Raw genomic sequence first — 22,403 nt, 5'->3', positions numbered from 1 at the left:
GAGGAAACCCGTGACGACACGCGCACTCGAGGACTTCGACGATCACGCCGCCAACGCCGTCGGCGCCGACCAGACCGCAAGCAGCCGCCGGCGCATCCTGATCGCCGGCACCATCGGCACCGCGATCGAATGGTACGATTTCTTCATCTACGGCCTGATCGCGCCGCTGGTGTTCGACCAGCTGTTCTTTCCGAAGTTCGACCAGCTCACGGCGAGCATTGCAGTGTTCGCGACGTTCGCCGTCGGATTTCTGGCGCGTCCGCTCGGCGGGCTTGTGTTCGGCCATTTCGGCGATCGCTTGGGGCGCAAATCAGTCCTCTTATGCACGCTGCTGCTGATGGGGCTTGCGACCATGTCGATCGGGCTGTTGCCGACCTACGCCAATACGGGCGTGGTCGCGACCATCGCGCTCGTCGTGCTGCGCTTCCTGCAGGGCTTTGCGCTCGGCGGCGAGTCCACCGCGGCCATCCTCATGGCAATCGAGACCGCACCCGGCCACCGGCGCGGCTTCTCGGCCGCGGTGATCCAGGCCGCGGGCCCCGTCGGCGTCGTGCTCGCCTCGTTTGCGGCGCTCGCGATCTCGCGGCTGCCGGAAGCGGACCTGCTGTCATGGGGCTGGCGCGTTCCGTTCCTGATCAGCGCGGTGCTGGTCGCGCTCGGCGTTTACATGCGCTGGCGCATCGAGGAGAGCGCGACGTTCCGCGAAGCCGAGGAGAGGGAAGCCGTGCCGGCAGTCGAGGCGGTGAGGAAGCACTGGCGGCCGATCCTCATCGTGTTCTTCGCCGAGATGGCGCAGACGTCCTATTTCTACCTGACGGCTATCTTCACCATCTCGTTCGCGACGCGTCAGCTCGGCGTCCAGAAGGACGTGATCACGCAGGCCGTGCTGCTTGCCAATCTCGTCGGGCTCGTCGCCATGCCGCTGATCGGCGCCTGGTCCGACCGGATCGGACGCAAGCGTCTATTCCTGGCGGGCGTTGTGCTCGCGGCTGCCTCGATGTTCGCGTTCTACGGTGTGGTCGCGAGCCGTGACACGCCGCTCGTGACGGGTGCGGTGATCCTTGCGGCGGGCGTGATCCATCCGCTGATGTTCAGCACCGAAGGGAGCTATTTCCCGGAGCTGTTTCCGACCCGCATCCGCTTCACCGGCGTGTCGATCGGGAAGCAACTCGGAACGGTGCTCGGCGGCGGCATCGCACCGCTCGTCGCCACCAGCCTGTTTGCGCAGACAGGTTCCACCTACGCCATTACCGGCTACTACATCGCGCTCGCACTCGCAGCGATGATCGCGCTCGGCTTCGCGCACGAAACCAGCAAATCGCGGCTGCTCGGCTGAGCTTGGCCAAGGCATCAGCAAGACATCAGCAAGACATCAGGGAGCTTCTCATGGACGTCAGTCTTCTCATCAATGGGCAGGATCAGGCCGCTTCGACCGGCAAGGTGTTCGAGCGGCGCAATCCGCTGTCGCAGGAGATCGCAAGCCGCGCGGCCGCCGCGACAGTTTCCGATGCCGATGCGGCGGTGGCGGCGGCGTCCGCCGCGTTGCCGGGTTGGTCGGCGCTCGGGCCGAACGCAAGGCGCGCTCTGCTGCTGAAGGTCGCCGATGCGCTCGATGCCAAGCGCGACGCCTTCATCAAGATCATGATGGCCGAGATCGGCACGACGGAGGTCTGGTCGGCCTTCAACGTCAAGCTCGCGAGCGGCATGCTGCGCGAAGCAGCATCGCTGACCACGCAGATCGCGGGCGAGGTGATCCCGTCCGACAAGCCGGGATGCATCGCCATGTCCGTTCGCCAGCCGGCGGGCGTCTGTCTCGGCATCGCGCCGTGGAATGCGCCGATCATTCTCGGCGTGCGCGCCGTGGCGACGCCGCTCGCCTGCGGCAACACGGTCGTCCTCAAGGCGTCCGAGATCTGCCCGGGAACGCACCGGCTGGTGGGCGAGGTGTTCAGGGATGCAGGCTTCCCGCCCGGTGTCGTGAACGTCGTGACCAATGCGCCGGCTGACGCGCCGGCCTTGGTCGAACGTCTCATCGCCAATCCTGCCGTGCGGCGGATCAACTTCACCGGCTCGACCCGCGTCGGCCGCGTCATCGCCGAGCTCGCCGGCCGGCATCTCAAGCCGGTGCTGCTCGAGCTTGGCGGCAAGGCGCCTTTGGTCGTGCTCGACGATGCCGATCTCGATGCCGCCGTCGCCGCCGTGGCGTTCGGTGCCTTCATCAACCAGGGCCAGGTCTGCATGTCGACCGAGCGCGTGATCGTCGACGAGGCGGTGGCCGCGTCCTTTGTCGAGAAGCTCGCGAAGAAGGCGAGTTCGCTTCCGGCCGGCGATCCGCGCTCCGGCCCGGTTGTCATCGGCTCGATGATCGACGAAGCGCCGGCCAAGCACGTCATGGCGCTGATCGACGACGCCATCGGCAAGGGCGCCGTCAAGCTCGCGGGCGGCGAGCGTGCCGCCACGGTCGTCCCAGCGACGGTGCTCGACCGTGTCGTGCCCGGCATGCGCATCTACACCGAAGAGAGCTTTGGCCCCGTCGTCTCGGTGATCCGCGCGCGCGGCGTGGATGACGCCGTCCGGCTTGCCAACGACACCGAGTACGGCCTCTCGGCAGCGGTGTTCGGCCGCGACGTCGCACGTGCGCTGACCGTGGCGCAGCGCATCGAAAGCGGCATCTGCCATGTCAACGGCCCGACCGTGCATGACGAGGCGCAGATGCCCTTCGGCGGCGTGAAGGGATCGGGCTACGGCCGCTTCGGCGGCCAGGCCGGCATCGCCGAGTTCACCGACCTGCGCTGGATCACCATCGAGACGCAGCCGCAGCATTATCCGTTCTGATTGCGCTCTAAGCGAAGCACCCAAGGGAATCCGCCTATGAGCTCAAAAGTCCTGACGGTTCGGGAGGCAACCCTTGGTGTGCTTCGCTCCTTTGGCGTTGATCGCGTCTTCGGCAATCCGGGCTCGACCGAGCTTGCCTTCCTGGGCGACTGGCCCGACGACATCGACTACGTGCTGGGGTTGCAGGAAGGCTGCGTGGTCGGCATGGCCGATGGCTATGCGCAGGCCACGGGACGGCCGGCCTTCGTCAATCTGCATTCGGCGGCCGGGCTCGGTCACGCGCTCGGCAATCTCTTCACGGCGTTCCGCAACAAGACGCCGATGGTCGTGACATCAGGGCAGCAGGCGCGCAGCCTGCTCAGGATGCGGCCCTATCTGTTCGCCGAGGATGCCGAGCAGTTTCCAAAGCCTTATGTGAAATGGAGCGCGGAGCCCGCGCGGCCTGAGGATGTTCCCGCGGCGATTGCGCAGGCCTTTCTCACGGCCATGCAGCATCCGCGCGGCCCGACGTTCGTGTCCGTGCCGTCGGATGATTGGGCACGGCCCGCAATTGCTCCGCCGGTCCGCCACATCGCCACAGAATTTGCACCCGACCCAGCGGCCATCGTCCGGCTCGGCGCCGCGATTGGAGCCGCGAAAAGGCCTGCCTTCGTTGTCGGCCCCGACATCGATCGCAGCGGCTGTGTCGAAGCGATGGTCGCGGTGGCCGAGCAGGCGAGGGCGGCCGTTTGGGCGAGCCCGATGTCCAGCCGTTCGAGCTTTCCGGAATTGCATCTGCAATTCGCAGGCTTTCTTCCGGCCGCGCCGGGAGGGCTCGCCCGCGCCTTGCGCGGCGCCGATCTGATCGTCGTGGTCGGTGCGCCCGTGTTCACCTTCCATGTCGAGGGACAATGCGAACTGCTCGATGATGGAACGCCGGTCTGGCAGATCACCGACGATCCGACCGAAGCGGCGTCCGCGGCCGTCGGCGACACCATCATCAGCACGCTCCCCAAGGCGCTCGCTGCGCTTCGGGCGGCGCTGCCCGACATCGCGGAGCGCGAATTGCCGGCGGCGCGGCCGCGGCCCGCCGCGCCTGCAGCGCAGAATCCAATTCCTCCGGCCTATGCGCTGAGCCGGTTGTCGGCGCTGATGCCACGCGATGCGATCGTGGTGGAGGAGGCGCCGTCGCATCGTCCGGCCATCCAGCAATTCCTGCCCATGCGCGGCGCGGACAGTTTCTACACGATGGCGAGCGGCGGACTCGGTTACAGCCTGCCCGCCTCCATCGGCGTGGCACTGGCGCGGCCCGGCCGCCGCATCGTCGCGCTGATTGGTGACGGTTCTGCGATGTACTGCATCCAGGCGATCTGGACTGCGGCGCAGCGCGGACTGCCGATCGCCTTCGTGATCATGAACAATTCAGGCTATGGCGCGATGCGCGCCTTCAGCCGGCTCATGCAGGCGCATCGCCCTCCCGGAATCGACTTGCCCGGGCTCGACTTCGTCGCGCTCGCCAAGGGAATGGGTTGCGTGGGGTGGCGCGTCACCGATGCCAGCGATGTCGACCGCATCTTGGCGGAAGCGTTGGCGTCGAGCGGTCCTGCGCTGGTCGAGATCGCCGTCGACGACGCCACGACGGACCTGTTCAATCATCCGCGCTAGCAGGCGGCGGAGGGATTGGTCCACGGAGCCAAAGTGGCGGATGGAAATTTGCTCGCAAAGGCACGGGTCTTGGGTTGAACGCGCGATCCGTCGATCACCTCGAGACGGCCGCAGCGGTTCAGCGTGTGCAACTTTCGGCCGGGCCATGCCGGCCCGGGCTTGAGCGAATGGCGAACGATCTGCTTGAATGTCGTCGGCGATAGTTCGACGATTTCCGCTAGCGCGAGCGCTGCGCCGTAACCGTCGGCACAATCCTGGACCGGGCGCCACAATTTGTCATCGATGGTGACGAAATTCCCCGCCGGTCGCGTGCTCGCACGATCGATCAGGACCGGATTGCTGGCATGGGGCAACCACGGGCCCAAGAGCCGCTCGGCGTAGTAGATCGCCAGCGAATCCGAATAGCCGCCCGTTCCGTCGCGCCAGGCTCCAAACAGATAGTGCAGGCCGTTGTGTTGCGTGATCGTGACATCGGCGAGTTCGAGGCCGGAAAGCAGCGTCGCGTGACGCTCCCATTTGTCCGGAAAACGAACGCATTTGTAGAGCGCGACGTCGCCGTGGACCGAGCTCTCAGGGATCATCCACAATGCGCCATCGTTCTCGATCAGAAACGGGTAGGAGAGGTGCCAGGGCTCCTCTAGCACCGGCACGACGTCTCCCACCGGGCCCGCATCGTTGAATTCGATCGCGGAAATGATCCCCTTTCCAATCCGGTGATCGAGATCCTCGAAGAAGACGAATGTCCGTCCCTGCCACGTGATGGGAAACGGATCGGCGTAGAAGCGATGGCCCGGATCGGCAAGGACATTCCAGCCTGGTCCCGATAGATTTCCGGTCTGCAAGACGCCTGCACCGTCATTGAAGCGCCATCCGATATGCCAATGCGGGGCATAGCAGCAGAGCCGATAGATCTCCTTGGCGATCGATACGGCGAGGCCGCGCACAACGTACGCCGCCGGCTGCCGGCCGATGCGGTCTCCGGCGGGGCGTGCCAGCTGCGGCACGATGCGCGGCCGTCCAGACAGGATTGCCGCCACCATGGTCAGGGTTCGCGCCATCACCGTTTCGAGCGCGCCGCTCAGGCCGGCCGCGATCTCTCCGGAGGGGTGGCCGCGATCGAGCACTGTATTGTCGACCTCGTTGACGATCTCGATCACCGGCAAGTCGCCGGCGAGAATGGCGGCGAGCGCCGCATTTTCGCCTGCGGCGCCATTGAAGAGAGGGCGCAGATACAGCCGGGCAGAACAGTTGGGGTCGCGCGCGGCGCCCGTAAAATCGACGATCACGTCGGCCGTGCCGGCGCGAGCCTGCGTCCGTTCCGGGATGATCTTCAGCTTGCCGGCGCCGCTGTGTTGGCCCCTGTGCAACACCACGCGTTCGAGTTCGAACAGCGCGTCGAGGCCTGTGGGGCGTGACTCTGTCGTTGCGGTCCAAGCGATTTGAAGCGGCACGTCCCGGCCGTCGATCGACAGCGTCTCGCGGTCCATCCACCGCCGCGCATGCTCACGTTCACAGCGAAACTCGATGATCATGTCGAGCCCATCTATTCCAGCGTGCCCCGTCAAATGACTTGGCTGAGAAGCCGAACGTATTCCTCCACCATGGCATCTACCGAATAACGCAGCCGCAGACCTTTGGCGTTTTGTCGCAGTTCGTCGCTCAGGGTTTGATTCGTCAGAATTGTCGAAACGGCTGCCGACAGCTTCGCATGATCGGAGGCGTCGACGAAGAGTGCGGTCGGTTTTCCTTCGAAGGATAACACCTCGCGCAACACGGGAAGATCGGTGACTACGGAGGGAACACCTGCGTTTGCAGCCTCGACCGCGGCCAGACCGAAGGTTTCGGCCTGTGTCGGGAATACGAACACGTCCAGACAGGCGAGGAAGTCCGCCATCCGGCGCGGCGGGATTTCGCCGAGCAGATACAGCCTGTCCGATACCTTCAATTCGTCGGCCAGCTGCCTCAGCCGGGACTCATCAGCTCCCTGTCCGGCCAGTGCAAGGTGCCAGGATGGTTGATCCGGCAACAAGCGTATCGCCGCATCAAGCCGCTTGTGCGGGTGCAGCCTCGCCGCGCAGCCGAGCAGGATGCGATCCGGCGGCAGGTTGAATGTCGCTCGCGCCGCGTCCTTCGACAAGGTGAGGGCCTTGTCGTCGAAGCCGTGCGGGACATGCACCATGCGTGACCGATACGCCGCGGGGTAGCGCGAATATTCGCGCTGCATGTCCTTCGAATTGAGCGTGATGCGATCGAAGAAGCCGAGGCTGCCCATGACGATGTCGGCCGTGCGAACGGGCCGGCTCATCGACAGCGCGGACGAAACCTGGTTGGCGATGACAGGCGCGCGGCAGACGAGGCGCGACACACCGGCGCCGATCACGTTGCCAAAATGCTGAAAGGTCAGAACGGCGTCGGGCTTGCTGGTCCTGATATGGCGGCCGAGCGTCCTCAGCATTCGCAGCAGTGCCAGCGGATTGCTCGGCCGGCTCGAGGCGCAGTAGAACGTATCGGGCGGCTCGTCGAACGAATCCGACTTGCGGAAGAAGAACAGATTGGTGACGCGATAGCCGCGCGCGGTAAGGCCGGCACCGAGCAGCCTGGAGATCTCCTGCGCGCCGGCGTTTTCGGCCTGGGTCTGGACGAGAAGGACGTGCAGCTTCCGTCCGTTGCCGTTGGACGGCGTGAGTGCTGTCGCAGTCGTCTCGCCCAACTCCTTGTTTGGCTGGTAATGGAGCACGGATCCCGACCCACTGAAGAAACGAAGTTTTCGCCTTCTTGACCCCGTACCTACCATGCGAGCATCGCGCGGACACCGACTAGCAATAAACGGAGTTAATGCGCAGCCTGCCGGAACGGCATCCTTCGCGAGAGAATTCTGGCAGTTTCCAAAGGAAGTGAAGCGACCGCGTTAACCAATTGGTCATGGTCGCGCGAGGGTCGGGTAACCGCGGATTAACCATAGATATTTACGGTGGAGCGGGCCACTGAACAGTGTTCGCCAGTTGAATCCGAGTAGAGTCCATGACGTTCGGTCGCCGCGCAGACCCGACAAGATCCGGATCGACCGGCATTGCCGCGTCGTGGAGCCGGAATTCGTCGAGCGCTGAGGCTGCCGGAGCCGCGGCACGCTTTGGCGGTGTGTTCACTGCCGCCGGTGCGCTCTCCTTCCTTCGCGAAAACGCTCGGCGGATCTTGACGCTCGCGCTCGCGATCTTCGCGCTTGGCGCCGTCGTTCTCCTGGTGCTTCCGGTCCGGTTCGCAGCGACCGCACTGGTCGTCGTGGATCCCCGCGAGCAGCGCGTGACCACGGAGCAGGACGTTCTGCCGGGCATAGGGCAGGATAGCGCCGCGCTGCAAAGCCTGGTCGAAGTGGCGAAGTCCGACGGCTTTCTCGAGCCGCTGATCGAGCAGCTCAAGGTCCGCGATGACGAAGACATTTCCGGCGGCTACACCGCCCCCGCGCGCCTGCTCGAGCGCTTCCGCAACCGTCTCGACATTTCCCGTCGCGGGCTGACCTATGTCATCGCCATCCGCTTCACCTCGAACCGGCCGGAGCGGGCTGCCTATTATGCCAACGCCATCGCCGAGGCGTTCGTCGCCAGACAAAGCCGCATTCGCACCGAGGCGACCGACGAGGCTGCCGACTGGCTCGGCAGCCGGCTCAAGACATTGAGCGACCGGTTGAAGGCGTCGGAGGACGCCGTTGCCACATTCAAGCTCGAGCATAGGATCGTCAACGCCGGCAAGGATGCCACGACCCAGCAATTGCGGGTGACCGAGCTGTCGCAGCAGGTGGCTGCTGCGCGCGCGCGGACCGAGGAGGCCAAAGCCCGTTACGAGCAGGCGCAGCGCGACGTGAAGGCGAAGATCGAGGGCCCCGTAAAGCAAGATCTCCTAAGCGCGTTGCGAGCCCAGCGGTCGGCCCTCAATGATCAAATCGCGCAGAAGCGGGCGGTGCTCGGCGATCGCCATCCCGACCTCGTGATGTCGTACGGCCAGCTGAACGATCTGAACAGGCAGATCGAGATTGAGCGGACCAAGGGCATCGACACCGCGAAGTCGGAATATGAGGCCCAGCGCGATCAGCAGAAGGCTCTGGAAGGCCAGATGAAGGCGGCTGAATCGCAGCTTCTGGTCGACGGGCAGGCCCTGGTCCGGCTCCAGGAGTTGCAGCGCGACGCTGAGGCCAACAGAAACATCTACGAGCAGTTCCTTTCGCGGTCCAAGACGACGAATGAACAGCGCCTGTTGCAGAGTTCTCAGACCAAGGTCGCCTCGCCCGCCATTCCGCCGCTTCGCTCGACCCTTCCGCCGCTGTCTTTGCTGCTCGCTGCGCTCGCGATCGGTTCGCTGCTGACATCGACGGCGGTCGTTGCCGCAACGGGACGCAGATCGGACAAATCCGTTCCGGACGTTCGCGCCGCCGATCCAGCTCCGCGCCAGCCCGGGGCGTGGTCGCGTCCGCCCGTGTGGGTCCGCGTTCCCGACCTGACCCCTGGCGAGGTCCCGAGAAACATCTGGCAAGGCCCGGTGTCTGCAACGAGCGAGATCGATCTCGGTCCGCATCTGCGTCCGCTGCTCGACATGCTGGAGAAATTGCCGGGAGGCCGGGGCAAGGTCGCGCTCGTGATGTCGGTGGGGAAACGGGCCGGCGGCAACACCGTCGCACGGTCGCTGAATCGGTGGGCGCTGAACAGGGGAAAGCTGAGCGTCCTGATCCGGGTCGAGCCGGATCTCGGTGGTGCCGGGGCCAGCCTCGCCAAGGTGCCGGCGGATGGCGCGACCACGGCGGATTTTCGCAGCATCGACGAGCTTCTGAACGTCAGCAAGGGGCCTCAGTCGTCGCCTGTAGACGATATTCGTTCAGAGTTCGATCTGATCGTCGTCCATGCCACCTCTCTGGCCTTGCAGCCGGAGGCGGCGGCGCTGGCCGCCCATGCTGATCTCGTCATCCTGGTTGCCCGCGAAGAAGCAATCGATTCAGCAGCAATGCGCAGGGTGACGGCCGCGCTCTCTCGCTTTGGCGGCGTGCCGACTGGGATCGTCGTCAATCGTGTGCCGGCAGACCCGTCGTCGGCTCAACGTCGGGGTGAAGCGCTCGGCCTGGCTGGTTGACGGTCGTTCCGCAACGGAGCCTAGTCGCCCGCGTCGGCGCCGCGGACTGCATAGGTGCCGCGTTTCGATCCACCGAAGCGCAAGAGCACGAGAATTGAAGGATCAACCCCGGTTCGCCTGCGACAGAGAACGTTGAGCGCGATGGTCGCAAGCGCCAGCGACACGGTGGCCGAGATCGCTGCGCCAAGCACGCCGAGCCAGGGAATCAGCACGAGAAATCCGACCAGCCGCAACGCCACGTTCGCCGCAACGACGGGAACATAGATCCGCTCGTGGCCGGTGAGCTGCAATATCGCCGCAGAGGGACCGCCCGCTGCCTGAAACGCCGTTCCGATCGCGAGCACGATCAGGACCGAGTGTTGCGCGGCGAAGTGGGATCCGAACAGGTTGAGAAGATGGGGGCCGCCAATCCAGATAAGGAAGAGCCCGCTGACCACGCAAAGCGCGGTCACTTCCGCCATCAGCTGCAACGTCCGCTCGAATTCCTGTAGGTTCTTGCTGAAGTGCAGCGAAGGAAGCCGGCGCGCACCGAAACTGTACAGCGCGGCCGAGAGCATGGCGAAGATGTTGGCAAGGCGCGAGGCGGCGAAGTAGATGCCGGCGGTCGCGGGATCCAACATCCAGTAAACCAGAATGACGTCGAAATACTGGTTTGCGGCTTCGAGGACGGAGGCGATCCAGAAATGAAGCGCGCTCGATCTCCAGCGGCCCGTTTCGGACCGTGCGGCCGTGCTGCGGAGATCCGGCAGAGCTCGCGCGATCGAAACGACCTGCGCGGTCAGGCCAACCGACATGGCGATCGTCATTACGGCGAACAATTCGGCGGGGTCGAGCTGGCGATGGCCGAACATGATTGCGAGCAGAAACAGGACGACGCCGACCCGCCAGAAGAACTCCCTGTTTCCCTCACCCATGAGGATGCTGACCAGCGAGCGCGCAACCTGGCTGCCGAGCATCACCCCCGCATTCACGGCGGTGTAGGCGGACACGGCTAGGATCAGCAGCCACCAGTCGCCCTTCACGTTCGCCGCGATCGCGATTGCACCGATCACAACCAGCATGGCGACGGAGGAAAGCTTCAGGCTCGACAGCAGCACGCCCTTGGTGAGGTCGGGCCGATTTCCCACCTGATACTCGTTCAGGAAGCGTACGAGGAGCGATTCCTGGCCGACCAGGCCCACGACCGATGCGATCTGGGCGACTGAAAGCCAGGTCGCAAAGATGCCGAAGCCATCGGGCGACATCGTTCGTGCCGCAAGCGAGAACAATGCAAACGCAAGTGCGCCGCTACCAACCTTGAGAAGGATGGTTCCGACGACACCGCGCGTGACGTCGCGCCGCATGAACTGGATGATGGATTCGATCATGAACGTTAAGGAGCAACTCTCCCCGGAAGAGCTACGTGCCGATACCGGCGCCAGCCTAGCATGCCGAAAAACCGCGAGTGTTAATGAGCGGCTTCGAGGATCTTGCCGGCCACGACGACGTCGCGGCCAAGTCGGTTGCTTCACGGTGGTACATCGCCGTCTCCATTGTCCCACATAGAGCAAAGGCCGGCTCGGCCGAATGGCGGCATAGGGCCGCATCGACGGCCGAAGACAGCACGATCAGCCGTTTGAATGCGGAATGGCTCGCCGGAATGGCCGCCGATCTGCCCAAAACGCGGACTTTGCAGAGTCTCCTGAGCAAAGCTCGTGCCGGGCATCGCAGCTCCAGATCAGTCCTCCCTTCATTAACCTCGATCTGCGGAAATGATCGCGTTTGGCCCTGCGATGCGACATCAGGCGAGAAAATTGCAGATGGAGCCACGTTAACCGTGGGAGCCTGGATATGACGACGGACAGAACCGTGAGCGAGCCGGTTGCCGCTACCGGGAGCGCGATGAACGCGACGGACGTCGCGATCGTCGGCGGCGGCCTTGCTGGATCGCTGGCCGCAGCCGTTCTTGCGCGGACAGGGCATCGCGTTGTTCTGGTGGATAAGCGCGCGGTCTATCCGGACGAATTCCGGGTCGAAAAAATCGGAGGCCACCAGCTGGAGGCGTTCCGCAGACTGGGCTTCATCCGTGGTCTCGAGAGCGCCGCCTGTCCATACGATCGCGTGCTCAACATCAGGGAAGGCAAGGTGGTCGATGTCAGCGTAGGTCAGGCTTATGGGCTTCCCTACGCCGATCTCGTCGCCATGGCGCGCGGCCAGCTACCTGATCCATCCAGTCTGATCGTCGACGAGGTCACTGCGATCAGCTGTAGCGACGACGTCCAGCATCTCGAGCTTGCCTCCGGACGGCGCGTCACTGCGCGCCTCGTCGTTCTGGCCACGGGCATGGCAGGAGTTCTCGGCTACAAACTCGGTATCAGGCGGCGCGTGCTGGCCGCGGGTCACTCGGTCTCGTTCGGCTTCACGATCGCCCGCCGTGATGGCGCGCCGTTCGATTTCAAGGCGCTGACCTGTTACGGCGAACGCACCGCGGACGGGGTCGACTACCTCAGCCTGTTTCCGGTACGCGCGGGTATGAGGGCGAATCTCTTCATGTTCCGCGACCCGGCCGATCCGATCATGCGCGATCTGCGTCGCGAGACGGAAGCGACGGTTCTGCGCCTGCTGCCGGGATTGCAGACCTATCTCGGCGATTTTCGCGTGGTCGACCGGATACGGAACTGGGTGATGGACCTCTCCGTTGTCGAGGGGCACCTTCAGCCCGGTGTCGTGCTCATCGGTGATGCGTTCCAGACCAACTGTCCTGCCGCCGGCACCGGCGTTGCGCGCCTGCTGGTGGACGTCGAGCGTCTTTGCACCGAATATGCGCCGCGGTGGCTCATGACTCCCGGCATGAGCCGAGAGAAGATCTCCGAATTCTACGCCGATCGCGACAAGGTCGCGGCAGACCAGCAGTCACTGAAGATGGCGCGATTCCGCCAGGCCCTGACCTCGCGCGACGATATCGGCTGGGATGTACGGAGGCGGCTGCACTTCCTGCGGCGCAGTATCACCCATCGGGTCGATCAAATGCGGCCAGGCTGGCTCGCGCATGTCCGCGGTGCGCTTCGCGCCTGAGCGCCGCGACCGTCGGCGCCTCCCGCTCGTCAGCGTGTTGGCGTTGAGGTGCGGGGCGGCAGGAGCCTGAACTCCGACATGCGCTTGGCGGCCAGTTTGAGCCAGGGAGCCTGCTTCAGCGCGAACAACGCGACGGCGCCTGCGGTGCTGCCGGCCTGCGTGACCGCCCACATCGGCGATGGCTGCCCGCCGAACAGTTTCTTGTACGGCTCGTCACCTATGGTGAAGTCGAGCATCTGGTCCCCGCGCTCGATGCAATCCCTCGCCACCTGCTCGAACATCAGCGCCCCCAGGGACTGGCTCTTGTATCCGGCAATGTCGAACGCGCTCATGATGACGTGGAAGGTGTCGCGGTGGCACAACCCGAGCACGGCGGCGATCACGTCGCCGTCCATCTTCATGGCATAAAGCCGCACAAAGGAGCCGAGCCCGCGGAGCGCTACCTCGGAATAGAAGTCGAAATATTCGGGGCGCTGGAGCAGGTCGCCGTCGCCTTGTGACTGAAACCGCGGGCCGCGAAATTTCCGCATCACCTCCAGCGCGTTGATGGTGGAGGCGGTGTCGTTGCAGCACGAGAAGCTCAATACGCCCTTCTTCTGCAGCTGACGATACTTCTTCGCGAGCTCCTTCTGATAAGAGCGATCCATCGCACTGGCCCGCCACTGCTCGAACGGCGCGATGAGGACGGTCGCGTAGGCATTCGTGTCCATCGAGACGCGGCGGGGTGCAGCCAGCAGGGTCTCGATCGGAAGCCGTCCGTCGGGAAGCTTGGTCATGCGGAGCAGGTCGAACGGGTGGAGGAGGCCTGGAAGCTCCGCGCATGCGCTCTCGTCCGCGAGAAGTTGGGAGAATACTGTCGGGCTGCAAACCGGCGCCAGATAGTCGGAGACGCGGAGGTCGGCGAATTCCACTGTCCGTATCGGACCACGCCGGATCCGCAGCAGGGGCAGCACCATCGCAAGGGCACGCGTCGTGCGGTGACGGACCACGACAATCAGAGGGGTTGCCCCCGCATGAGACGCCAGCCTGGTGTAGAGGCTGTGCAGCCAGAGTGGGTGCTGGAACGCGGTGGCGGCGGAATTGTCGAACAGTTCTGCGTATTCCGGAGAGAGAAAGTCGAACGACTGCTCGATGGCGATATCGAACGTGCTGCTGGATTTGTTCATGCGCAACCAAGGAAACCAGATAATTCGTGAAATTCGATCGAGCTCGATCCGCGCTTTATAGCAGGGTCGTTACGGGCGAGACACCGGCGGGGTGAGATTTGCATTAATGTGCCGCGCCGGGTCTCTTATCGTTACCAAACTCTTAAACTCCGGCATCGTGTAGGCTGGGAGCGCCGGAGATCGACCCGCGCTATCAAATTATTAACCGCGCTTAAGGAAGGTCGGTTCATGGCCAGCCTGCAGACCGAGGTGGATTCCGGGGCACTCGAGAGCGCGTTCTGGGAGACGCGCAGCGTCGGCGTTGAGAAGATTGCCAGAATTGCAATCAGCTGCTCGATCACCATCAATGTGGTGGCATCGATGGGCATCTTCAACGCCGCGCTCTTGCCGCCGGAGCTGAGCTTTGTGCAACAGGCTGTGGCGCTCCTGATGTGGGGCGTCCTCATCTACGCAAGTGCATTCGTGCGCCCGCGCCTGCGCTTGCAGTTCAATCCCGATTTGATTGCGCTGCTCGCATTCTACACTTTCGCGGTCATTTCGGTGTTCTGGTCGAGCCTGAGCGCGGCAGCGCTCATGAAGAGCGCGGCGCTTGCCATGACGACCTTCGGCGCATTCTGTCTCATCACGCGCATCGAGATGGACGAGATTGTGAAGGCCACGGCCCTTGGCCTGTTCATATTGGTCGCAGCATCGGCCTTCTGTGCGCTTGCTGTGCCCGATATCGGGATAGACCAAACCTGGATGCACAGCGGTCAATGGCAGGGCGTCTATGAATCGAAGCAGACGCTCGGCTTCGTCGGCGCGTATCTGATGTTTTTTGCCTGTTATCTTAAGATGAAGGGGCAGGGGTGGCCGACGTTCCTCGTCGTGTTTCTGCTGGCCTCAACCTGCGTCCTCGCGTCGGAATCGCGCGGTGCCGGTGCTGTTGCCCTGGCGGCCTGTGCACTGCTCGTGACCTCGATGTGGTCGGTCGGCTGCATGAGGGTCTATGCGGTCCTGCCGTTCGTCATGTGCATCCTGGCCGGGATCCTGTTTCTCTATTTTTACGTGACGGGCTATGACGCCATCCATGTCGGCGATGCGACCATCGATTTCACCGAGCGAACGTTCATCTGGCACTACGCCATCAGCCATTTCGACGATGCGCCGCTGCTCGGCTTCGGGATCAACGGTTTTTGGACGGTCCCGTCGATCTACGATTATTTCGAACAGAACCACGGCTGGGTGCTGGACAATTATCACAGCGGCTACATCGCGATCCTGATGGAAACAGGGTTTCTGGGATACATGCTTTTCGCTGCGAGCGTTGTTCTGTTCTCGAACAAGATTCTCGATCTGATTTCGACCAGATCCATCGATCGTTCGCACTGCGCTCTCATCATCGGATTTGTCGTGCTCAGCTTTCAGACCAATTTTACGGAGACGACATTCCTCCGTTCGACGATGTTCACGTCGGTGCTGCTCGTCTCATTCTTCTTTGCGACCTGCAGGCCGATGCCACAGGCCGACTTCCGGTCCTTGCAAATGGACGCAAGATGACCGTCATGCGCGCTCGGCGGCCGGGGAGCGTCATGCTGGCAGCAACGGCGCTCTTCGCTGCATCGCTCTTCTCCGCGGTCCACGGAGCCGAGCGGGCCAATTCCCGCGACCTGCCGAGACTCGGGCGCGGCATCAATATTCTCGGCTACGATGGAATCTGGGAAGGCGGCCAGAACGCGCCGTTCCGTCTGGACAATTTGACGACGATCAAGAAGGCCGGGTTCTCGCACGTCAGGATCAATTTCTTCGGCTTCAAGTTCATGAGCCCGGAGAACGTCATGGATGAGATCGTGCTGAGGCGGCTTGATGCCGTCATCGAGGCGGTCCTTGCGAGGGGCCTCATTCCTGTCGTCGACGAGCACGACACGCACATTTGCCAAAGCGACGTTGCCGGATGCACTGAGAAGCTCACGTCGTTCTGGAGGCAGATATCCGAGCGCTATGCCGGGAAGTACCCCACGCTCGTCTTCGAGGTTCTGAATGAGCCTGGTGGACACATGACGTCCACCAATTGGAATTCACTGCTCAACGAGTGTCTCGGCATCATCCGCCGCACCAACCCCGAGCGGCCGGTCATTGCCGCCGTTCTCAACACGGATGATATCCCTGTCGACGAGCTGGCTCTGCCGGCCGAGGACAGGAAGCTCATTGTCACGTTTCACTACTACGCGCCCATACGATTCACGCACCAGGGTGCACCGTGGTCTGCAACTTTCTCGAAAATCGGTCCCCTGGATTGGGGCACTCCGGATGACGAGGCGAAAGCCGCCACCGATTTCAGGAAGATGAGTCTCTGGGCGGACAGAGAGAAGCGCCCAATCTATCTCGGGGAGTTCGGGGTATACGAGCGCGCTCCGTCCGACAGTCGTTTGCGATACATCTCTTTCATGGCGAGAAGCGCCGACAGACTTGGCTGGTCATGGGCCTATTGGCAGTTCGACCATGATTTCGCGGCCTTCGACAGCGCACGTCAGGCCTGGAAGCCGGGCATCCTGCGCGCCTTGATCCCGCCGCCGCATTGAAGCGGCGGCAACGGTTCCCCCGCGTCATGCATCAGCGTCAGAAATGCGCAGCCAGGGCGCCGAGGCGTTTAAACGCCCGTTCTCGGGCTGCTTCAATCGATTGCCGCGGCCCGATGGTCGGCCCGATCGCAACGAAACGGACATCGTTGATGCCAATGAAGCGCAGGATTTCCCGCAAATAGGGCGTCGCCATATCGATGGGGCCGCGGTTCATGCCGGTGGAAAAATCGCTGCCGCTGGCGAGGATCACCAGTGTCGGCCGATCCTTCAGCAGCGGGACATATCCCTGCGACGGATCGAAACGAAAGGTGAGCCCGGGCTGGACGATGATATCGATGAACTGCTTCAGCTTGTAGGGGATGCCGAAGTTCCACATCGGCGTCGAGATCAACACGCGATCCGCGAGTGAGAAGCGCAGCGCCATGCGCTCGGCCTCGGCAAAACTGTCGCGTTGAGGATCGCTGAAGCGATGGCCGTTCATGCGCACGTATTTGGCTTCGAGGATGGGGCCAGCGAACTCAAGCATCCGCTCGCGCCAGAGGTCCATGACGTCGATGTCCCAATCGGGATGGGCCTGACGAAAGTGCTCAATGAAGGCTAGCGCGCCGGCACTCGATTCCGAGTCGGGGCGGGGAGAGCAGGAGAGGTGCAGGAGCTTCGGCACCGCGCGTCATCCCAGGGCCCTGATGACCGTATCCGCCCTGGTCACGACCGCGACGTTCTGCATGGCAAAGTTGATCGAGGCGTTGTGCCAGTCGGCGTTCATGGTCGAGCAGCAATCCTCGGGCACGATCATGAAATAGCCCTTGTCGGCGCCGGTGCGCGCGGTGTGTTCGACCGACATGTTGGTCCAGGCACCGGTATTGATGATCATGTCGCGCCCCGTCGCTTTCAGGATCGTCTCCAGCCGCGTGCCCTCCCACGCGCTCATGCGCATCTTCTCGACGACGAAGTCGCCGGGCCGCGGCTCGAGGCCGGACACTGGCGCCGCCCCCCAGCTTCCGCGCACCATCGCCTTGCTGTCGACGAGGCCCTCGAACAGCGGCGCGTTCAGCGTGACGCCGGGCGCGCCGGGCTCGACGATGAACCAGACATGGATGATGGCGACGCCGCGGGCGCGCGCGGCCTCGGCGAGGCGGCGGACGTTGTCCACCACGTGCTGCTGGCGCGCATGTCCGGGGGCGCCGGACTCGGCGAAGGCGCCGCCGTCCATGATGACGTCGTTCTGGAGATCCTGGATGATCATCGCGCAACGCTGGGGATCGAGCCGCATCTCGCCCTCGGCGAGGATGGGTGCCGCTGGCGCGGAGCTTGGCGTCACGCCGCCGCCGCTTCGCCGGCCGCTCATATAGGGCTCATGCCGCGGGCCGACCTTGGTCGGGATCGCATAGACCGAATGGGTCGAGGTCAGATACAGGGTGCGGAAGTCTGGACCGCCCCAGGCGAGGTTGGCGACGAGCTCGGGCACGCGGACCTTGCCGAGCAGCTCGCCGCGCGACGAATAGACCCAGACGCCGCCGGGCGCGGTGACCCAGACATTGCCGTGCTGGTCGCATTTCATGCCGTCGGGCACGCCCGGCTCGAGCTCGGAGCGGATGCCGCTCGCGAACACGCGCGCGTTCGACAGTGAGCCGTCACTGTCGACGTCAAAGACGCGGATCAGCGCCTGCACTGTGTCGTTGACATAGAGCAGCTTCTCGTCCGGCGAGAAGCACAGTCCGTTCGGCTGATCGAACAGGTTGCGGTCGACGACGAGCTTCGGCTCGCCGCCGGGCACGAGGCGATAGACGCCCTGAAAGCCGAGCTGGCGTGGCCGTTCGACGCCATAGACCGGCATGCGGCCATACCAGGGATCGGAGAAATAGATCGCGCCGGAGGAGTGGACGCAGACATCGTTCGGGCTATTGAGCTCCTGTCCCCCAAAGTGCGAAGCCAGCACCTCCCGCCGCCCGTCCGGCCGCTCGCGAACCAGCGACGACGTCGCGTGCTCGCAGACGACGAGGTTGAGCTCGGCATCATAGGTCATGCCGTTGCACTTGTTCGCGGGACGCTTGACCTCCACGACACCGCGCCCCGCATCCCAGCGCCGTCGCACGTCGCCCGGCATATCCGAGAACAGGAGATAGTGATCGACCGGATGCCAGACCGGTCCTTCCGTGAAGTCGAAGCCGGTGCCAACTTGCGCGACGGGCGCGTACGGGTCGATCAGAGTCTCGAATTCGGAGCGCAAGGTGACGTGCGTCATCGGTCGATATCCTCAGGTCACGTCAAGCCGGGAACCAGTTGCGTGCTGGCAAGGACTGCACGATCGGGCCGGGGACCTGGTCGTGCAGCCGCCCGACGACATTGCCGCCTTCGATCTTGGCGGGGCGATCGTGCACGGGAAGGAGATAGCGCGAATTGCTGAGCAGCTTCTTGATCGCCGCCTTCTCCGCACGCTTACTGGTGCCGTGGTTGCCGGTGGTGCGCGGCTCCCAATCATGGATCTCGTTGAAGGGCGTGACGATCTGGTCGTTGAAGTCGTAGATCACGTCGCCACAAATGGTGGCGATGCCGTCGGCGGTGTGAACGATGATGTTCATGGAGCCCTCGGTATGGGCGTTGGCGGCATCGCAATAGACGCCAGGCATCAACTCGATCGGGCCGGTGACTTCGAGATCCAGAAAGCGCAGCGCGCTCTTGGTGTGCAGGCGGTCGATCAGGTGCTTGATGTCGGGTGCCGGGTATTGCGGATGCATCAGGCCGGAAACGGAATATTCGAGCTCCCTGCGATTGAGGACCACGGTCGTGTTCATTGGAAACAGATCGTCCTTGCCGGCATGATCGATATGCAGGTGGGTGTGGCAGACGAAGCGGACGTCGCCCATGCGCACGCCGTGGCGGGCAAGCTGGTTCTCGATCATGTTTTCATGATATTGCAGGCCGCGCATGCCCAGCGTTTCCATGATCTGGTTGGAGCGATAGCCGGTGTCGACCACGACCGGATAGGGACCGCCGAGGATCAGGAAGCCCAGGGTGAGGACGCGGCGCGTGCGGCCGCAGTCGCGGCCGAGCACCAGGAAGCTCGATTCCAGCTCGATGTCGCCATAGTCCAGGATCTTGATCTCCAGCGCCATTCGTTGCCCTCCCTCATCTGTTTCTTGTCTGTCAAAGCCGATAAACGCGCGCCGCGGTGGTCCTGAAGATCGCGTCCTGCTGCGCCGGTCTCAACGGCGCGGCCGCCGCGCGAAACGCATCGACGAGCTCGCGATAGCTGGTCCACAACTTCTCGATCGGGAAATTGGAGCCGAACAGGCAGCGCTCGGCACCGAAGATCGCAACGGTATCGGCGAGCACGGCGGCGATGTGCGCGGGATCGTTGCGATGGATGAAGGTGCCGAGGCCGGAGAGCTTTGAAACCACGTTCGGGCAGGCCGCGAGCCGCGCCATGCCGGCGCGCCAGGCGGCGCGGCCTGCCGGCGAGAGATCCTCCAGCATGCCGGCATGCTGGAGGATCAAGGTCACCTCGGGACAAGCTTCGGCCAGCTCCGCTGCCACTGGCATCTGCGGCGTGAACACCTGCAAATCAAAGCTCCAGCCATAGTCGGCGAGATGCGCGACGTTGCGGCGGACCACTGGATCGGCGCAGAGATCGGCGCGGGCCGCAAAGCGGTAAAGGGGGTTCTCGTGCCAATGCAGCTGCATGCGCACGCCGCGCACGAGCGGATAGCGCTTGAGGCGATCGAGCTGGGGACGGACGTCCTCGACGGCGAAGTTGGCGTAGGCGACGATCGCATGTGGCCAGCCGTGTTCGTCGGCGGTTTGCTGCACCCAGGCGGCCTCGTCCTCGAAGCGCTCGTTGGCCCAGTTGGTCTGCACATAGACCGAGCGGGTGACGTTGCTGCCCTTGAGGTCGTCGAGATATTCCTGGATCGGATAGTCGCGCCGGATCGGTTCATAGGGGCCGAAGATCCGCGGCTGCATCGGACCGGTCAGCCAGGGCAAGTCGGCCTGCCGCCAGATGTGATGATGGCCGTCGATAATTTCGGTCACGCCGCTCTCCTTCGTCCCAATGCCAGAATGTGCGCGACGATCGACGCGCTCGAACCGCCATCGACGAGGTCATCGACGAAGCGCTCGATGGCCATGAGCGCTTCCGTCTGCGGGCTGAAGGCCGGGCTCGTGGCAAGCGGCGTCAGCCAGCTCAAGCGCCAGGCCCGCCGCGACAATTTAGCGACGGCGTCGCGAAGTGCGTCACCTTCGCCGCGCTCGAGCCCGTCGGAGACGATCACTACGGCGGCGCCGCGCGCATAGCCGCCGAACCGTGGCACGGCGAGGAAGGCTTGCAGTGCGTCGCCGATGCGGGTGCCGCCGTCCCAATCGCTGACGAGGTGGGCGGCCGCGTTCAACGCCTGCTCGCGACGCTTCAGCCGCAACGGACGGGTGACGCGCGTCAGCCGCGTGCCGAAGGTGAAGACCTCGACATTGGGCGCCGCCTGCACCAGCGCATGTGCGAGCTTCATGTTCTCTTCGGTGCGACTCTTCATCGAGCCGGACACGTCGATCAGCAGCAATATTTTGCGTGGGCGCTGCCGCCGCTTGAGGTGACCGAGCCGCAGGATCTCGCCGTCGCTACGGACAGTATCGCGCAACGTGCGGCGAAGGTCGGCAAACGGTCCGCGACGGGTGCGCATGCGCCGGTGACCACGTCGTCGCGGCAGACGTCGCGGTGCTTCGCGCGCCAGGCGGCGTAGCGCGTCCATGGTCGGACCCACTCCAAAGCGGCGCTCGACCAGGGCCTCGGTCCGGGTCGCGGTGAGGCCGGATTCGCTCGCCTCATCGGAGAGCAGGGGCTCCTCGTCGCCGCGGCCCTCTTCCTGGAGCCGGACCGTCTCATCGTCCTCGCCCTCATCATCGCGCGCAATCGTCTCGCTGCCGCGGAAGTGCAGATCGAACAGCCGGTCGAAGGTGGCACGCCGTTCGGGCGGCGGCGCCAGCGTCGCCAGTGCAGCTTGTCGGATATCCTCGATGCTATCAGGGCCGAGCAGCTTGATAGCCGCCAGGAACGTCGTGGTCTGCTCCGGTGCCACGGCAAAGCCGTTCGCGCGCAGTAGCGGGACGAAGGCGACGAAGACGCGTGCGGCGCGCGGAAGCTGCAGATCGGTGCTCATACCGTCGCCTCCGCGAGCATGGCGTCGAGCCGTGGCGAGATGAAATGCAGGTCTTCTTCGTCCTTCAGCGCGACGCCGATCGAGCGCTTGAACGCATCGGGCCAGCGCGCGCCGCCCTTGTGAAGTAGCGTCGCGGCCTCGGCCCAGTCCACGGCTTCGGCGATCCCGGGGGCCTTGCTCAGCGGCTCGCGCCGCAGCCTTTCGACGGCTGCGACGACGGCGCGTGCCGTGGCCTCGGCAACGCTGGAGGCGCGCATCATGATGATGCGCGCTTCGCGCTCCGCGGTCGGATAGTCGATCCAGTGATAGACGCAGCGGCGGCGCAGGGCTTCGTGCAGGTCGCGGGTCCGGTTCGATGTCAGCACGACCACGGGGCGCTCCGCCGCGCGCACCGTGCCGCGCTCGGGAATCGAGATCTGGAAGTCGGAGAGGAATTCGAGCAGGAAGGCCTCGAACTCCTGGTCGGCGCGGTCGATTTCGTCGATCAGCAGCACGGTGGAATCGGGCGCGCGGAGCGCCGCCAGCATCGGCCGCTCGATCAGGAACGTCTCGCCGTAGATGTCGATGCTCTCGTCGCCGGCCTGGCGGATCGCCAGCATCTGGCGCGGGTAGTTCCACTCATAGAGCGCGGCAGAGGCGTCGATGCCCTCGTAGCATTGCAGGCGGATGAGGCGGCGGCCGAGCACGGCAGCGATGGCCTTTGCGGCCTCCGTCTTGCCGACGCCCGGCGCTCCTTCCAGCAAAAGCGGCTTGCCAAGGGCGAGGCCAAGATAGGCGGCGGTCGCCAGCCCCTCGTCGGCGAGGTAATAGGCCGCGCGCAGCGCTTTCTCCAGCGCCTCGGGGCTGTCGATGCCGACGATGTTGCTGCGAACCGCCAC

At 64.2% G+C, this 22,403-nt stretch carries 18 protein-coding genes; 8 read left to right on the top strand and 10 right to left on the bottom strand.

Annotated elements, in window-relative coordinates:
- Positions 1-10: 10 nt before the first annotated feature.
- The 3 genes from AAE027_RS20540 to mdlC are packed head-to-tail and all read left to right on the top strand — an operon-like array spanning position 11 to position 4,479.
- A complete protein-coding gene (locus AAE027_RS20540; RefSeq protein ID WP_370988626.1) occupies positions 11-1,336 on the top strand; it encodes an MFS transporter in 1,326 nt (441 codons plus the stop codon).
- 50 nt (positions 1,337-1,386) lie between these two features.
- A complete protein-coding gene (locus AAE027_RS20535; RefSeq protein WP_370988624.1) occupies positions 1,387-2,835 on the top strand; it encodes an aldehyde dehydrogenase in 1,449 nt (482 codons plus the stop codon).
- A gap of 36 nt (positions 2,836-2,871) precedes the next feature.
- Positions 2,872-4,479: a benzoylformate decarboxylase gene (mdlC, locus tag AAE027_RS20530; protein ID WP_370988622.1), complete on the top strand. Its 1,608-nt coding sequence runs from the start codon at positions 2,872-2,874 to the stop codon at positions 4,477-4,479.
- Here the strand turns inward: mdlC and AAE027_RS20525 are convergent.
- Entirely contained in the window at positions 4,476-6,011 is a 1,536-nt protein-coding gene (locus AAE027_RS20525) for a glucosamine inositolphosphorylceramide transferase family protein (protein ID WP_370988621.1), read from the bottom strand. The genes mdlC and AAE027_RS20525 overlap by 4 nt on opposite strands.
- 29 nt (positions 6,012-6,040) lie before the next feature.
- Entirely contained in the window at positions 6,041-7,216 is a 1,176-nt protein-coding gene (locus AAE027_RS20520; protein WP_370988620.1) for a glycosyltransferase family 4 protein, read from the bottom strand.
- A 284-nt stretch (positions 7,217-7,500) separates the two neighbouring features.
- On the opposite strand from AAE027_RS20520, the gene AAE027_RS20515 reads away from it, so the two are divergent.
- Positions 7,501-9,594, top strand: coding sequence for a Wzz/FepE/Etk N-terminal domain-containing protein (locus AAE027_RS20515; protein ID WP_370988618.1), 2,094 nt, complete (start codon positions 7,501-7,503; stop codon positions 9,592-9,594).
- Between the two features lie 20 nt (positions 9,595-9,614).
- Here AAE027_RS20515 and AAE027_RS20510 read toward each other — a convergent pair whose 3' ends face one another.
- Positions 9,615-10,961, bottom strand: coding sequence for a lipopolysaccharide biosynthesis protein (locus tag AAE027_RS20510; protein WP_091887649.1), 1,347 nt, complete (start codon positions 10,959-10,961; stop codon positions 9,615-9,617).
- 83 nt (positions 10,962-11,044) lie between these two features.
- On the opposite strand from AAE027_RS20510, the gene AAE027_RS20505 reads away from it, so the two are divergent.
- Positions 11,045-11,428 carry a hypothetical protein gene (locus AAE027_RS20505; RefSeq protein WP_370988617.1) on the top strand — a complete coding sequence of 128 codons (384 nt, stop codon included), beginning with the start codon at positions 11,045-11,047 and terminating at the stop codon, positions 11,426-11,428.
- A complete protein-coding gene (locus AAE027_RS20500) occupies positions 11,425-12,648 on the top strand; it encodes an FAD-dependent oxidoreductase (RefSeq protein WP_370988616.1) in 1,224 nt (407 codons plus the stop codon). The genes AAE027_RS20505 and AAE027_RS20500 overlap by 4 nt, the downstream gene beginning before the upstream one ends.
- A gap of 29 nt (positions 12,649-12,677) precedes the next feature.
- Here the strand turns inward: AAE027_RS20500 and AAE027_RS20495 are convergent, their stop codons facing one another.
- A complete protein-coding gene (locus AAE027_RS20495; RefSeq protein WP_370988614.1) occupies positions 12,678-13,814 on the bottom strand; it encodes a GNAT family N-acetyltransferase in 1,137 nt (378 codons plus the stop codon).
- 228 nt (positions 13,815-14,042) lie between these two features.
- On the opposite strand from AAE027_RS20495, the gene AAE027_RS20490 reads away from it, so the two are divergent.
- A complete protein-coding gene (locus tag AAE027_RS20490) occupies positions 14,043-15,353 on the top strand; it encodes an O-antigen ligase family protein (RefSeq protein ID WP_370988696.1) in 1,311 nt (436 codons plus the stop codon).
- Positions 15,350-16,375 carry a glycoside hydrolase family 5 protein gene (locus AAE027_RS20485; RefSeq protein WP_370988613.1) on the top strand — a complete coding sequence of 342 codons (1,026 nt, stop codon included), beginning with the start codon at positions 15,350-15,352 and terminating at the stop codon, positions 16,373-16,375. Before AAE027_RS20490 ends, AAE027_RS20485 begins: the two co-directional genes overlap by 4 nt.
- Before the next feature lie 37 nt (positions 16,376-16,412).
- Here the strand turns inward: AAE027_RS20485 and AAE027_RS20480 are convergent, their stop codons facing one another.
- Genes AAE027_RS20480 through AAE027_RS20455 form a run of 6 tightly spaced genes read right to left on the bottom strand, consistent with a single transcriptional unit; the run spans position 16,413 to position 22,403 of the window.
- Positions 16,413-17,039, bottom strand: a complete 627-nt coding sequence (locus tag AAE027_RS20480) for an FMN-dependent NADH-azoreductase (protein WP_370988612.1) — start codon at positions 17,037-17,039, stop codon at positions 16,413-16,415.
- 6 nt (positions 17,040-17,045) lie between these two features.
- Entirely contained in the window at positions 17,046-18,620 is a 1,575-nt protein-coding gene (locus tag AAE027_RS20475; protein WP_370988611.1) for an isochorismatase family protein, read from the bottom strand.
- Positions 18,621-18,642: 22 nt separating this feature from the next.
- Complete coding sequence (locus AAE027_RS20470; RefSeq protein WP_091887634.1) at positions 18,643-19,491, bottom strand: MBL fold metallo-hydrolase; 849 nt, start codon at positions 19,489-19,491, stop codon at positions 18,643-18,645.
- 31 nt (positions 19,492-19,522) lie between these two features.
- A complete protein-coding gene (locus AAE027_RS20465) occupies positions 19,523-20,407 on the bottom strand; it encodes an amidohydrolase family protein (RefSeq protein ID WP_370988610.1) in 885 nt (294 codons plus the stop codon).
- On the bottom strand, positions 20,404-21,525 hold the full coding sequence (locus tag AAE027_RS20460) for a vWA domain-containing protein (RefSeq protein WP_370988608.1): 1,122 nt from the start codon (positions 21,523-21,525) through the stop codon (positions 20,404-20,406). The genes AAE027_RS20465 and AAE027_RS20460 overlap by 4 nt, the downstream gene beginning before the upstream one ends.
- A complete protein-coding gene (locus AAE027_RS20455) occupies positions 21,522-22,403 on the bottom strand; it encodes an AAA family ATPase (RefSeq protein WP_128956247.1) in 882 nt (293 codons plus the stop codon). The genes AAE027_RS20460 and AAE027_RS20455 overlap by 4 nt, the downstream gene beginning before the upstream one ends.

Source organism: Bradyrhizobium sp. DN3 (assembly GCF_041357655.1).
Classification (GTDB): domain Bacteria; phylum Pseudomonadota; class Alphaproteobacteria; order Rhizobiales; family Xanthobacteraceae; genus Bradyrhizobium.
The sequence above is the reverse complement of the archived record's forward strand: the minus strand, read 5'-3'. Positions and strand labels throughout refer to the sequence as shown.